We start from the raw sequence: 13,368 nt of genomic DNA on the forward strand, positions 1-13,368 counted from the left end.
AGTCAATCCGCAAGATTAAACAGTGAGTTTAATTTAGCCCAACAACAATTGGAAAATCAGTTCTTAGATGAAAAGAATAATTTATTACAGACACAATTAGAGCAACAACGACAATTACAAGAAAGGCAACAATGGATAGTGTTTGGGCTTATTGTTTTTACTATTCTAATAATGCTCTTCCTCGGCATTATATTTAATCTCTACCGTAAAAATAAACGTCTAGCAATTTTAGACAACCTGACCGGATTGCGTAATCGCAGAAGTATATTAGATGCGGGTGAACAAGTATTTACAATTAGTCAACGTTACAAACAAAACTTGTGCGTTCTTATGTTAGACGTGGATAATTTCAAATTAGTGAATGACAATTATGGTCATGGTGAAGGGGACAAGGTACTCAAGTTCGTTGCATCAGTTTGTGAAGGAGCGCTAAGGGCCTCAGATTACGTGGGACGAGTTGGTGGAGAAGAGTTTATTTTTATTCTACCTAATAGCGGCGAAAACGAAGGTAACCAATTAGCAAAACGACTTTTTCAGAGCATACAGTCAAACTTCCCCAAAGCAGGTTTAAAAGTAGAAGGTGTCACGTTTAGTATTGGTTTAGCAGCAAATCTGGAGCAATGTAACGATTTTAACGAGTTGGCTAGTTTTGCAGATACCGCACTATATGTGGCAAAAGCCCAAGGCAAAAATCAAGTGCAAACTTATAGCGCTGAAATGCAGTTTAATAACCAAGGCTAGACACACTTTAGATATCTAACTTCAATCCCAGTGAAAATTATATCTTTAACTTGGAGGTATTGCTGATAATTGAGGATTCTACTTTTAACGCCTCGCATAACGACCTATAAAAAATCCGCCTTGTCAGCTTAAACCATAAGTTCAAGTTGGCAAGGCGGCCTTTACAATGTTCGATAGTTTAATTGATACTAGAGGCTACTCTAGGGAATGCACTCTCTTATCTAAGAGTTGCTCTAAGCATCCAAGCTGTTTTTTCATGCTCACGCATTCTATCAGATACTAAAGCTGCAGAAGATTCATCGTCGGCGTCTTGAGCTAATTTAAGAGCATCTCTACAGGTTTTCACTACCTGCTCGTGCCCTTGAAGTAAGATTTTAACCATTTCTTCTGAAGCAGGAACACCATCAACTTCTTTGATTGCACTTAATTTAGCAAATTCTTTATACGTTCCAGGAGCAACTAACCCTAATGTACGAATTCGCTCAGCAATATCATCTACCGCTACTGCTAATTCGGTGTAGTGCTCTTCAAACATCAAATGTAATTCTCTGAATTGAGGACCCGTTACATTCCAGTGGAAATTGTGAGTTTGCAGATACAAAGTGTAACTATCTGCAAGTAACTTTTTCAAACCATCCGCTATTTGATTACGATCTGTTTCATTAATACCAATGTCAATTTTCATAATATTTCCTTGTTATCTAAAGAATCTTTTAATCAGTATAGTTGATTAGCATATTTTTTATAATTAGTTTTATCGATTGAGTATATCGCTTCGCTATATCAACCTATAAGAATATAAACGTGTGAAGCCGAAAAAAGTTCAATCATTAACAGTATCTTTTGAATGGAGTTGATTGGCTATCAATGATAATTGGAGTTCAACACGTTTGACTTCTCTGAGTACAGATAACCGATTTAATTCCATAAACAACCATAAACGCATCGATGCAAAAATGATAAAGGAAATTAGGGTGCCTAATAGCCAATGTAATTTAGTATCAGTGCGTTCTTCATCAAATAAATTGATCCCAAAGTAAATAGCTAAACCAATAAAGATTAATTGCATGACTATGATGGCTATAGCAGTGAACTTGAAAGTTCCTCTGAAACTCCGACCTATGAGTTGAAATGTATTTGCTTGTTGTTCTGATACTTTTTCAGTTTCTTGTTGCATGGCCGCTAAAATTTTTTGATTAATATCGCTCATTTTATTGTCCTTTGTTGTTTATTTTAAGTTTCTGCCGAATCCCATGGAGCCTAGATTTCAAGGTACCCACTGGAAGTCCGACCATATGACTAATTTCGGCTAGGGAAAACTCTTCAAAATAGTGTAAATAAAGCAACTGGTATGAATTAGTATCCAAATTAGACAAATTTAGTTCTGGTTTACTTTCCGTTGTTTCAACACTATTGGTTGTGGTTACTAAATTAGCTTCTAGAGCACTAATTTTTACTCGCTCTTTTTGAATATGTTTGATGGAATCTGCACACTTATTTTGTAAAACTCTAAACATCCATTTAGGAAAGGCTGCAGGATCTTCAACGCTTTTAATTTTTTTACACATATCCAATAATGCGCTTTGAGTGGCATCATTTGCTAAGTGTTCGTCTTTTAATAGTTTCGTGGCATAGCCAATTAATTTCGGGTACCAAATACGAAGCAACTGATCGAGGGCTTTTTCATCGCCCATTTGAATGTTGACAACTAACCATTCTGTTAAAATTGTTTCGCTATTTCTTTTCATACTTTATAGGTCTGCTTTTACGCTTAAGCGGTTCACTCTTTTTTAATCTTTCGTGATTAGACTGTGATACTTCTGTGATAAACCAACTTTAATCTTTCCCATGCTAGTAGTTATCCCATTTTGCTTTATGTGTAGTAATGATTTTATGCATGTGACTGCCTCTAATTTTAATATTGATAATGCAAACGCAAGGGATATAAGCCGCGGGAGCGTTTTCAGCTTAATGTTGATATCGCGTTTACTCAGAATATTGGAAGATCATAATTATGAAAACATTTAACAAAGGCATTATTACTATTGCTTTAGGAACGTGCTTAACCTTCTCGGCCAATGCTACCAAGATTGAAGTGCAGGTCAGTAGTTTATTTGACGATGGGGGCTTGGCTATAACACCAGTGTGGTTAGGCTTTCACGACGGTACTTTTGATTCATTTGATGCTGGCTCGACAGCCTCATCATCATTACAAAACTTGGCAGAGAATGGCATGACTGCAGGCATTGAATCCGATTTCTCAATGGAAAATCCTATGGGGGTTCAAACTGTTTTAACTGCACCTTCTGGGTCTGCCCCTGTGTTCGAACCTGGAGAAACAGCCACATCAAGTTTGCTAGAAATTGATGCCATGAGCAGTGGTTATTTTAGTTTCTTATCAATGCTCATTCCCACTAATGACGCTTTTATTGGAAACGAAGACCCTTTGGCGTATTCGTTATTTAATGCTGATGGAGATTTTGTTGGCTTAGATATTTTAGTTTTGGGATCTTCGGTTTGGGATTCTGGTACTGAACTTAACAGAGGGTACGGGGCGCCTTTTCTTCAAGGAGCTAACGCTGAAGCTCGTCAAAATGAAAACGGGGTCGTCACTTTCCACAACGGGTTGGAAGTACTTCCTGGTGGTTTAGCCATTATTGGTGGAACGGCTGCAACGGGCTATACGATAGATCAAGCTGCCGCTGATTTCACCGCAAATGGGTTTGAAGTTGCGCGCATTACGGTATCTCAAGTTCCAGAACCAGCTACTTTAGGCTTTTTTGCTATTGGTATTTTAGGGTTAATCGCTCGCCTAAAACGCAAAACAACGCATTAATTGGACTCGCCTTATTAGTCACCACGTTTCTCGGTGGTGGCTGTTACACTCATAGTAACGAACGACCTTTCGCTTCACACATGAGTTGAATTTACACTACTCCCTAACAGAATCATCACTTAGCCTATCAAATACTCGTAAATATGTATCAACACCTTGTTACATATAGAAGTTGCAGGTTATCAGTAAAGCTCCACAATAACATTATAGGTAATTGACACGAGAAAATGGGATGGAAAGTATTTCAGCAATGGTCATTGAGGACGTCCTAGATACTGATAATTGCTTGACGACAAGACTAAAAAATTTAGACAATTTGAAGATGTTATTCAGTGGTGAAGAGGAAATTTGCAGTGTTACTGCGGTGCTAAATAATCAACCTGACGTATTATTTGTTGATATGCAAATGTTAGGAACCCACGTATTAGGGTTGCTTAAAGAGTTAAGCAAGGCAATGGAAGCCCTGCCTAAAATAGTATTTTTGGCAGATTCTAGTGATTTCGCTATGCAAGCTTTTGAACACAATGCTTTTGACTACCTCATCAAGCCTGTTTCTGATGGCCGTCTAACGACTTGCCTAGATCGGCTTCGAAATGCGGTGTTAGAAAACCAAGCTTTGTTAGCACAGAGTAAACTCAATCAATTATTGTGCACTAAAACCGGAAAATCATTGGATGGTTTTATGCAATGTTTAGAACATTCAAAGCAGGCCAATATAACGGATTTGCAACAAACTATTTCCATTAAGAGTGGGACTCAATGGTTACGAATAAAACTAGAATGTATTTTGTGGATCCAAGCTGCTGGAGATTATATGTGCATCCACACCGAAGATGAAACACACATTGTGCGTAAAACCCTACGTCAATTTGAAGTTGAATTGGATAAGACGTGTTTTCCAAGAATTAATCGTTCAACTATCATAAACCTGAGCAGAATTACCCACCTCACTCCTAATTCAAATGGCGAATATATCGCAAGACTAGACTCTGGGGTTGAGCTCAAAGTAAGTAGAAGGTACAAATTGAAAATGGGGAGGGAACTCAAGACCACATTATAAACTAACGTGGCCTTGCTTAGTGACTATTTATGCACGGATTCTACGCCAGGCTGTTTGCGCATTGATTGTGCAATTTTTTCACCGCTTCTGCCCACAACATATCCGCCTACGCCAACGGTTAATAACGTAAATAGCTCCTCTGGAAGTTCCAACATCTTAATTTTGTCTGTAAATAGACTAAGATAAGGAAACAGAATGTAATTGTTCGCAACGATGAAAATGATGACCATCATTAATACTGGTCGCCAATTTCGCTGTATCCAACTCTTACCTTGGGCTTCAGCTATTATCACAGCTTGTTGCGCTTGAAGCAGTTTAGTTTCGTATTCAAGAACCTTATGTTCCAACTCAATCATCTTAAGTTGCACACCTGAACTAATTTCATCCAATTGTTTTTTTAATATTAAACGCTCTTCGTCTGAAGTATGTACATTATCAATTAGATCCGCTGCTGGTTTAAATATACCACCAATAAATTCCATAATTCCAATAGCCATAATGACTCCTTTCCATAGTAATGGGGAAATTTACGGGTTATTTACTGCGACAATTTATTTATTTTACAAAGGTAAATTGTCTTAACCTGTTTTGTTATGCGAACCCCTTTTAAATTCGCATTGCTGTATTTTCATACAATTTTGGGTTTTGTGAAAGGTAAAAGTGAATATTCAGCTAACAAAACTGTCGCGGCTTTTGCTCTTTACGCCCTTAATAGAAAAATGAGTGCCTAATAATGACAACAAACAATACCCTGCAAAATAGTAAAAACCTTGGCCTGCGTTAGACAGAGTTTGGGTACTAATTTCTAGAGACATTTTAAATCCGAAGACTGCAAAAGTATGGGAGTCTGTTGTTTCTGCATGATTTGTGGATAAGATGGCTAAAAAAATGGCGACTACAAATACATCGGCCATGGACCACTTTCCGATATTAGAAACCACGCTCAAAAAAATACGTTCTAGTTTGTGTCCAGGAAGAAAATAAGCAATACAAACCATAGTTGTTTTCAGAAGTGGGATCCCCACTGAAAAAAGTAAAATGAGACTTGCCACTAAAATTCTTTGGTCGTGCCATAATTCGTCAATAGTGGCCATTATGGAAAGTTCTTTGTCGACAATATCAGAACTCAAAACAGAGCCTCCTAGGGATGCTGCTAAATCCATATCTAATGAAAACATAGGTAGCAATATACCCGGAAAAAACAGACCTATAGCAAGAATATTTAGAGCAAAACCAATGTGACGTTTCAAAACATAATCCTGTGATTTTTTAATGTGGGACAAATATACCTTAATCGTTCTTGAAGCTGGAGTATCTTAAATAATGTTAGATACTGTCCAAAACCAAGAGGTCTGAAAGCCGTGTAAAATATCCGGTCATTGGGCTTTTCAGCTATTAATGAGCCATACTGACTAAAAGACTAAAAAATTAGAGTAATTCCATATGAGTATTATACAAATAACCGAGCTATTTGGTTGGGCTTCAATAATTAATATTGTCTATTTAATGCTTGCTACATTAATTGTTACACTCAAACCTGAAGTCATATCTTCAATCCATAGTAAAGTGTTTCAAGTTGAAAAAAGTACGCTGCCGCCTTTATATATTAACTTTCTGAGTATTTATAAAGCCATGACGTTGGTTTTTATCGTTTCTCCGTACCTTGCATTAAAAATAATGGGGAGTTGAGCGCTAAATGAAGAAGTCTGTTTGCATGTTGTTAGCATGTGGGGCATTTTTTATTATTAAAAATGGTTTAGGGGACGTTGCCGTTCAATTGGCAAATCAGGAAGATTTATTGGTTGCCAAAGGTGAGCCCGATTCCCAGCATGAATTTGAAGATCAAGGGCAGCTTTTTGTTCAGTACTACTATCAAGCTGAGAATGAGTCCTTTCTGGTAGATGTTGAAACCGGTAATGTTTGCAATGCTTATAAAGGCAAACAAGTTCGCAGTTGCTTTCCTTGTACTGAGAATGAAGTTTCTCCCCAATGTCCTTAATAAAGGAAGAAATTGTTATGACGAAAATAACTAAATATTTATTATTAGCTGCTTTATTTTGTTTAGCTGTAGTTTGCTACTATGTAGGAAATGTTATCGGGGCCATTGCATTTATAGCCTTGGGTTTGCTTTTGGAAATAGCATTATGGGTAGGCATTTTTCAGTCTTCTAAAAAACACATCTCCAAAAATCTCAAATAAACAAACTCAAAACGTTAAAGCAAAGTAAGCGTCTAGTAAACCTCATTCTTCCAAGTTAATTCCAACGTTGCAATCCCATGTAAATTCAAAGGTATTAAACTTGTTTGAAGACAAGTTATGTGGGTTTTAGGAAGTCCATTGTTGGTCTTATTAGCATTGTTGAAAACAAGTTTGCTCGACCTATATATGCATGAAGGCACTATATGCCATGCTAAATGAGATTATAATCAAGCAACCTATGATTGCGGCTGATGAAGTCACGCTAAACGTGACGAAAGAAGACAAAGCTACGAAATATATGTGGCAGTTTTGCCCAGCAAGTGTCTCGCTTAAAAATAAGCCAGTTGACACTGACATTTCTGATATTGTGTTACAGGGATGCAACACTATCTGAGTGAGACAAAACTTTTTTGTAAATTATCAATAGGGATGTCAAAAGGATTCAAAAACTTACGAAGCTCGATACTAAAACGAATAAGTGCAAAACAATAAATACCATGGGGACATACATTTCCACATGAGTGAAGGGTAAATAAAGTTTGCTATCTTCGCCTCTGCCCACAGCTTCCCATTCTGCGTCGAAAGGAGATAAGGGTAAACTCTTTTCTATCTCATGAATCACTTTAAATTTAGCCGTGTTGAGGTCGCGGTATGAGCGCACTAAGCGATACCACATGTAGCATATTGCTATTCCAGCAATAGATACTAACCAGAATATGTTTGTGGTTTCTGTGTGACCTATGTTGAGATAGGAGATGAGTGACACCAGCACAGTATTGAGGGTGACAAAAAAACTATTGGCGCTTTGTCGACGACTACTAATAGTATCGGCTGAGGCTAAATAAATTTTATACTGTTCAAATAACTGCTCATTGTAATTATCCACACCAGTTTTACTACCCGCGTATAATGTTTTGTGTATTCGATTCGTCTGCATCTTAATATCCGCTATCTACGCTCAACGGGGATGTTGTTGGCATAGAATGGTACACGAACTTCAAGCATATTAGCTAGCTGTATGATTTCCAAGCTTATGTTTTTGACTGAACCAACGGAGAACGTTTTATTGAAGGACCGCTTTTTATTCGCTCCGGACCCCATTGAAACACTACTACTAGATGTCGCACTAATGCGGGTGCCATCGGAATCTAGGAAAAATATTTTGCTATTTTGAGGGAGCGGATTTTCAAATGAAACTAATAGGGACTTGGCGTCGGGATAATATTTATAAGTACATAATCCGAGCGACTCAAAGCCTTTAATAGTAAATGATTGTGAAACTTGAATGTTTTTTAATTCAATTTGTACTACCTGAGCTGGGTTAGGAAGTTTTAACAGCAGTTCGCCGTCTATATTGTTTACGATATTAACCGATTTACTATCCTCGAACTTCAGCCAAATTCGAATTTGGCCTTTGGGATGCGTTTTTGTGGAAGTGGTAGTTCCATCCGATGATACATTTGTAATTGATCCCCGTTTAACTGGAATTATTGCGGTTAACAAGTTCGGGCTAAACAAGCCTGTATTGATTTCGCTTATGTTTATTGCTTGATTGTCAGCAATCGACTCAAACACCTTTACCAAGCCCATCTCCATAGCGCTATCTGCATAAGGTGTATTAATATCTAATCGAACAGACAAACCTTTCCAATTGGTAAATGCGTAATGGTCCAATACTTCGACGGATTCTGTCGGTCGTTCAAAATCTACGGGGGAACTAATGGGCTTGTTTATAATAGGTTGTGGTAAGGGTTCTAGGTCTGTCTGGTTTTGAGTCAGATGATTGGTTTGTGTGGGTAAGGAATTTAGTACAGCCATAATCCGGACGCTAAATAGACTTATCACTATCAAAAATATAGCAGGTATCACCGCGTAAGCTAAAGGAGGTCGCGAAATAATCATGTCAATATATTCGCTAATTACGCGCCACATTTGCATGGGTTTTGCCATGATAATTTTGAAGCGTTGCCATACACTTAAGGTGTCAATGATATAGGAGAAGTGTCCCGGGCCTGGCTTTGCGGTAGCGCTTGCGAGCATTGCAAGTAGTCGTTCCGTGTCGCGAATCTCGTAACGACTTGGCTGATATATATTTAGGTTAATCTCGCTGACATCGCGATTCGGAGAGTTCGCTGACGCTAACGCTACTCGTTCTCTAATTAAATCTGTAAGTTGATGTTGTTCTGCTTCGTCATTGATCAAAAAAACCACGTTATGCAGCGCCACACTGTGAATAATTAAATCCAACTCATATAAGCTGCCCGCTCTGTCTGGCGTGAGTCCTCTTAAATCCATCAGGATTACTGTACTTATATCAAGCAGGCTACTAATAGCTGGTTTCCAAGCATTGCTGTGGCAATATAATGAGATATCTTGATACACACCGTCGATTGATACAGCTTCGTTATTGATCATCGTTAAATTGGTGTTCAGATCATCTTGACTAGCTATAAAACGGCGCTTCAAAATAAAAATTAATGGCAACAAGGCTAATGGAATAAGTATTAGCCATGCGAACATACCCAGTAATTCGATTCTGACCTGATGTGAAATTCCCCCCAATCCAGTAACTTGTCCATTTAAAAGACTTATTCCACCAATAGCTAAACTGATTAAGGTTAAGAGCCCTGATACGACAAACACAATTCGCATGAATCGTAACTTACTGCGAGGGTAAGAAAGCGAATACCGAAAGCGCAAATAAGAAGGGTCGACAACGGTGATCGTGGAACCAATAAAGCGCCAAAAATGACTGATATCACCAAACGTAAAGGCGGTATTTTTATCTGAGTCAAACACCCGTAAAATCAATAATCGATTGTTTTCATCTTCGCAGTTTTTAAACCGTTGCCTTCTGTATGCTGTGAAATAATATAACAAACTAAGCACGCCGGGTAAGGCACATACAAACCAATTTAACTCATATACTGGGGCAACTAAAAGCGCACACAATGAGATCATTAATAGCCACAAAAAACTACTGACAAAAGGCACATAACCCAATAAATAACGTTTTGCGCCATTGAGTACTATGACAATTAATAGCAGGAAACCGAAAACAAAGGGTAACATTCCGGCAAGTATGGGGTATCGGGCTAAATCTGGAGGATGTTTGACCCCATAAAATATTAAAAATGACAGAATAACCGTAAACAATGCCCAAGCTTTAACGAATCGCCACCAACTGCTACTTCCTGATTTAAGTGCTTTTTGCCATCTATCATATTGCAAGGTGTCAGTGGGGGAAATGCTGAAACGTGAATTATAAACTCGACTGTTCAACGAAGTTCTATGTGCGTTACCTCTTGTAAACTCGCACGGTTGCGACAGCTCTGACTTTGCTTTTTGCATCATAAAATATAACACAGCCCGCACCGCAGCGGTTCGCAGTAACAAATACGCCAAAAAAGCCGGTAACCAGACAATAGCATAGTCCAGCATTTGCAAGATAAGATCAGGATCAGTGTCAGAATACATTCTTCAACTCCATGTTGTAAGAATCATTATGATAGGGACATACACACTATTTAAAGAGTCAGACTTAAAAGAATGTAATAGATTTGACGAGAAATGCTGTTAGCGCCGTTTTATTTACCTTAGTTCAATTAAAAAATTAATCAAATCCAAATTGGCAAAACAGGTGAGTTGCTGAGGTGAGAATAAAAGGTTTGCATTGAGTGTGGTAAAGAACAGTTTGCTTGTGCCAATACATGGCCCAGGCTCTTAAATTGTGTTGTCATTGTTTATGTATGTCTAGTCATTGAGGGGGCTCGCTGGTTGACAACCATATTTCAGACTTTTGAGAAACGAGTTGTTGTCCTGTTACTCACAAAGTGAACGGGCTAACACCATATGGCTACGAGAATAATATGCTAGAGAAAATCTCTCAAGTTGATGATTATTAGAAGAAACCGTTATCATGGCATGGTTCTGGTTCATCGGTGGTGTCGATGAATACTTGCAAAACCAAGACAAAAAAATAGCACTTAAAAAGTGCTATTTTTGATGACTAAATTAGGCTTAGGTGCCGTTTATTTCACTGGAAATCCACGGTCGCGCATCAAGGCTTCAACATTTGCATCTCTACCTCTAAACAAACGATAAGCTTCTGCAGGATCCATTGCGTTACGAATGGCGAATAAGTGCTTAACTAACTTTTCACTTAGTTCTTTGTCGTAGAAACCTCCAGGTGCTTCAGCAAAAGCTTCAGCTGCATCCGAGGTTAAAACTTCAGCCCACATGTATCCATAATAACTAGAGGCATAACCTTCACTACTAAAGATGTGACCAAATTGAGTGCTGCGATGACGCATTACCATTTCTTCCGGCATACCCATTTTCACAAGTTGTTCTTGTTCAAATTTCTGAGGGTCAATAGTGGCTGGATCTGTTGTGTGGTACAACAAATCCATAATTGCCGATGCCATATACTCAGTTGTTTTGAAACCTTCATTGAAAGTAGATGCTTTTTTAATTTTAGCAACTAGCTCTTGAGGAATAGGCTCACCAGTTTTGTAATGAACAAGATAGTTGTTGATAACTTCATCTGTAATCAACCAACGCTCTAATAATTGTGACTGGAACTCAGTGTAATCGCGCACCCCTGAATGTGAGGTGGGGTAGGCTACTTTAGCTGACAAGAAATGCAAAGCATGACCAAATTCATGGAAGTAGGTTTCTGCATCATCCCAAGAAATTAGAGTCGGTTCGCCTTCAGGGCCTTTCACGAAGTTTGAGTTATTCGAAGAAAGTACGGTTTTCTTACCATCAAACGTGGTGTAACTGCGGTACGTTGTTGCCCAAGCGCCAGAGCGTTTACCTTTGCGAGAAAATGGGTCTAAATACCATAAACCAATATGTTTTCCAGAAGTGAGGTCGGTTACTTCCCAAACTTTAACATCTGGGTGAAAAACAGGAACTTTGCCTTCTTCAATAGGAGTAAACTTGAAGTTGAACAAACGACCGGCAACGTAAAACATTGCTTCGCGAAGTTTGTCTAGTTGCAAGTATTGTTTCACTTGGTCAGAGTCTAGATCGTATTTTTGTTTACGCACTTTTTCAGCGTAAAAACGGTAATCCCAAGGCTCAATAGTGATATTTGCATTTTCTGCATCTGCCACGGCTTGCATGTCTTTAACTTCTTCATCAACACGAGCAATGGCTGCTGGCCAAACTTTTTTCATTAACCCCATGGCATTTTCAGGGTTTTTTGCCATGCGATCTTCGAGTCTCCACTGAGAGTAGTTGTCATAGCCCAATAGTTGAACGCGTTCGTGACGCAACATTAAAATTTGTTTAATCAGCTCATTGTTGTCAAACTCGTCGCCATTATTCCCGCGGCTATAATAGGTTTCCCATACTTTCTTACGTAACTCACGCTCTTCAGAGTAAGTAAGGAACGGATCCATTGAAGAACGCGTGTTAGTAATCGCATACTTACCTTCATGACCACGTTGAGCTGCTGCTGATGCTGCTGCTGTAACAAATGATTCAGGTAGGCCAGAGAGTTGATCGGCATCGATGTAAAGCACATAATTTTCTTCATCTGCCAAAACATTGTTGGCAAATTTAGTTTGTAAGCTTGCAACTTCTTGATTGATCTCTGCGTAACGTTTTTTAGCTTCACCTACCAAGGTTGCGCCATTGCGTGCAAAACTATTGTAAGTTAGCCAAGTTATACGTTGTTGTTCCGAATTAAGCTGTTTATATTCTTCACTTTCGTATACCGCTTTAACACGAGCAAAAAGATCTTGGTTTTGATTTATTTTAGAGCTAAATGCTGAGATTTTAGGAACCATTTCTTTTTGAATTTCACGAAATTCAGGGCTGTTTCTATTTGAACTCCAAATACCCCAATAAGTGAATACTCGCCCTAATGCTGCACCAGATTTTTCTAATGGAACGATGGTATTTTCGAATGTTGCTGCTGCAGGGTTATTCGTAATCGCTTCTATTTCGGCCAAATTAATTTCCATTCCTTTTTCTAATGCGGGAATGAGCAAGGCTAAGTCCATTTTATCAAAGGCAGGTACACCGCCATAAGGACCTGAATATTCAGCAAGGAGAGGATTGGTTTGTTGTTGGACTTGATCAGCCATAGAGATATTGTCTTCAGTTTGTGAGGAGCTCGTACTTTGCGAGCACCCACTTAGCGTGGCAATTAGCATTGCACTTGTTAGTGTCAGAGCAAATTTTTTCATTTAATTTTTACCAATTATTTAAGAGACGGTTCTGCTGTTATTTTTATTGTTATACGTTTTATACTCGTATGCGAGTATTGTTATTAATACTAATCCTTAGTAAGAAAACTACAAGCATCAGCGCTAAATCAACTTTTAGTAATCGTCTACAAACCCTTACAGAACATAGTCCTTGATTCTTTTTCAACAAATTTTTTGAATTGCTATTCACTCACTTTTTACCTAAGTGGTTGAAAAGTTTCATTTAGCATTTAGAAAAACCGATAACAGGTATTTAATTAAATACTTAATGTCAGTTAATGTACGTTATAGACAGCCTTTTTTGAGTAATA

The 13,368-nt window shown here is 38.3% G+C and carries 14 protein-coding genes; 6 read left to right on the forward strand and 8 right to left on the reverse strand.

All coding sequences use genetic code 11. From position 1 onward, the window contains the following. Positions 1-741, forward strand: a 741-nt coding sequence (locus AB6T38_RS11565) for a GGDEF domain-containing protein (RefSeq protein WP_372547464.1), incomplete at its 5' end; no start/stop codon positions are given. Between the two features lie 217 nt (positions 742-958). On the opposite strand, the gene AB6T38_RS11570 is transcribed toward AB6T38_RS11565, so the two are convergent. The 3 genes from AB6T38_RS11570 to AB6T38_RS11580 all read right to left on the reverse strand — a co-directional run bounded on the left by AB6T38_RS11570 (position 959) and on the right by AB6T38_RS11580 (position 2,489). After that, positions 959-1,429: a Dps family protein gene (locus AB6T38_RS11570; protein ID WP_348491670.1), complete on the reverse strand. Its 471-nt coding sequence runs from the start codon at positions 1,427-1,429 to the stop codon at positions 959-961. Between the two features lie 135 nt (positions 1,430-1,564). After that, a complete protein-coding gene (locus AB6T38_RS11575) occupies positions 1,565-1,951 on the reverse strand; it encodes a DUF6768 family protein (RefSeq protein WP_372547465.1) in 387 nt (128 codons plus the stop codon). A 1-nt stretch (position 1,952) separates the two neighbouring features. Next, the gene (locus tag AB6T38_RS11580; protein WP_372547466.1) at positions 1,953-2,489 is read right to left on the reverse strand and encodes an RNA polymerase sigma factor; all 537 of its coding nucleotides are present in this window, start codon (positions 2,487-2,489) and stop codon (positions 1,953-1,955) included. Positions 2,490-2,755: 266 nt separating this feature from the next. Here AB6T38_RS11580 and AB6T38_RS11585 point away from each other — a divergent pair, with 266 nt between their 5' ends. Next, positions 2,756-3,577: a spondin domain-containing protein gene (locus tag AB6T38_RS11585; protein WP_372547467.1), complete on the forward strand. Its 822-nt coding sequence runs from the start codon at positions 2,756-2,758 to the stop codon at positions 3,575-3,577. A gap of 232 nt (positions 3,578-3,809) precedes the next feature. Then, positions 3,810-4,637: a LytR/AlgR family response regulator transcription factor gene (locus tag AB6T38_RS11590; protein WP_372547468.1), complete on the forward strand. Its 828-nt coding sequence runs from the start codon at positions 3,810-3,812 to the stop codon at positions 4,635-4,637. A gap of 23 nt (positions 4,638-4,660) precedes the next feature. Here AB6T38_RS11590 and AB6T38_RS11595 read toward each other — a convergent pair whose 3' ends face one another. Together AB6T38_RS11595 and AB6T38_RS11600 are read right to left on the reverse strand one after the other, a co-directional pair. Beyond that, positions 4,661-5,134, reverse strand: coding sequence for a 3TM-type holin (locus tag AB6T38_RS11595; RefSeq protein ID WP_372547469.1), 474 nt, complete (start codon positions 5,132-5,134; stop codon positions 4,661-4,663). A 171-nt stretch (positions 5,135-5,305) separates the two neighbouring features. Beyond that, positions 5,306-5,887, reverse strand: coding sequence for a paraquat-inducible protein A (locus AB6T38_RS11600; protein ID WP_372547470.1), 582 nt, complete (start codon positions 5,885-5,887; stop codon positions 5,306-5,308). 193 nt (positions 5,888-6,080) lie between these two features. Between AB6T38_RS11600 and AB6T38_RS11605 the strand changes: the two genes are divergently transcribed. The 3 genes from AB6T38_RS11605 to AB6T38_RS11615 are packed head-to-tail and all read left to right on the forward strand — an operon-like array spanning position 6,081 to position 6,836. Then, positions 6,081-6,326, forward strand: coding sequence for a DUF6868 family protein (locus AB6T38_RS11605; RefSeq protein ID WP_348491456.1), 246 nt, complete (start codon positions 6,081-6,083; stop codon positions 6,324-6,326). Between the two features lie 7 nt (positions 6,327-6,333). Beyond that, the gene (locus tag AB6T38_RS11610; protein ID WP_372547471.1) at positions 6,334-6,636 is read left to right on the forward strand and encodes a hypothetical protein; all 303 of its coding nucleotides are present in this window, start codon (positions 6,334-6,336) and stop codon (positions 6,634-6,636) included. A 17-nt stretch (positions 6,637-6,653) separates the two neighbouring features. Continuing rightward, entirely contained in the window at positions 6,654-6,836 is a 183-nt protein-coding gene (locus AB6T38_RS11615; protein WP_372547472.1) for a hypothetical protein, read from the forward strand. 442 nt (positions 6,837-7,278) lie between these two features. Here AB6T38_RS11615 and AB6T38_RS11620 read toward each other — a convergent pair whose 3' ends face one another. From AB6T38_RS11620 to AB6T38_RS11630, 3 genes are all read right to left on the reverse strand, one after another. Next, entirely contained in the window at positions 7,279-7,773 is a 495-nt protein-coding gene (locus AB6T38_RS11620; RefSeq protein WP_372547473.1) for a hypothetical protein, read from the reverse strand. A gap of 11 nt (positions 7,774-7,784) precedes the next feature. Next, positions 7,785-10,313 carry a hypothetical protein gene (locus tag AB6T38_RS11625; RefSeq protein ID WP_372547474.1) on the reverse strand — a complete coding sequence of 843 codons (2,529 nt, stop codon included), beginning with the start codon at positions 10,311-10,313 and terminating at the stop codon, positions 7,785-7,787. Positions 10,314-10,867: 554 nt separating this feature from the next. Next, positions 10,868-13,036, reverse strand: coding sequence for a M3 family metallopeptidase (locus AB6T38_RS11630; RefSeq protein ID WP_372547475.1), 2,169 nt, complete (start codon positions 13,034-13,036; stop codon positions 10,868-10,870). Positions 13,037-13,368 lie beyond the last annotated feature (332 nt).

This window comes from Aliiglaciecola sp. SL4 (assembly GCF_041538045.1).
Classification (GTDB): Bacteria; Pseudomonadota; Gammaproteobacteria; order Enterobacterales; family Alteromonadaceae; genus Aliiglaciecola.

Bases quoted from the DNA above. Each gene is read 5' to 3' on its own strand.
- AB6T38_RS11590 (WP_372547468.1), top strand. From the start codon at position 3,810: ATGGAAAGTATTTCAGCAATGGTCATTGAGGACGTCCTAGATACTGAT.
- AB6T38_RS11585 (WP_372547467.1), top strand. From the start codon at position 2,756: ATGAAAACATTTAACAAAGGCATTATTACTATTGCTTTAGGAACGTGC.
- AB6T38_RS11630 (WP_372547475.1), bottom strand. From the start codon at position 13,036: ATGAAAAAATTTGCTCTGACACTAACAAGTGCAATGCTAATTGCCACG.
- AB6T38_RS11595 (WP_372547469.1), bottom strand. From the start codon at position 5,134: ATGGCTATTGGAATTATGGAATTTATTGGTGGTATATTTAAACCAGCA.
- AB6T38_RS11620 (WP_372547473.1), bottom strand. From the start codon at position 7,773: ATGCAGACGAATCGAATACACAAAACATTATACGCGGGTAGTAAAACT.
- AB6T38_RS11575 (WP_372547465.1), bottom strand. From the start codon at position 1,951: ATGAGCGATATTAATCAAAAAATTTTAGCGGCCATGCAACAAGAAACT.
- AB6T38_RS11610 (WP_372547471.1), top strand. From the start codon at position 6,334: ATGAAGAAGTCTGTTTGCATGTTGTTAGCATGTGGGGCATTTTTTATT.
- AB6T38_RS11580 (WP_372547466.1), bottom strand. From the start codon at position 2,489: ATGAAAAGAAATAGCGAAACAATTTTAACAGAATGGTTAGTTGTCAAC.
- AB6T38_RS11615 (WP_372547472.1), top strand. From the start codon at position 6,654: ATGACGAAAATAACTAAATATTTATTATTAGCTGCTTTATTTTGTTTA.
- AB6T38_RS11605 (WP_348491456.1), top strand. From the start codon at position 6,081: ATGAGTATTATACAAATAACCGAGCTATTTGGTTGGGCTTCAATAATT.
- AB6T38_RS11625 (WP_372547474.1), bottom strand. From the start codon at position 10,313: ATGTATTCTGACACTGATCCTGATCTTATCTTGCAAATGCTGGACTAT.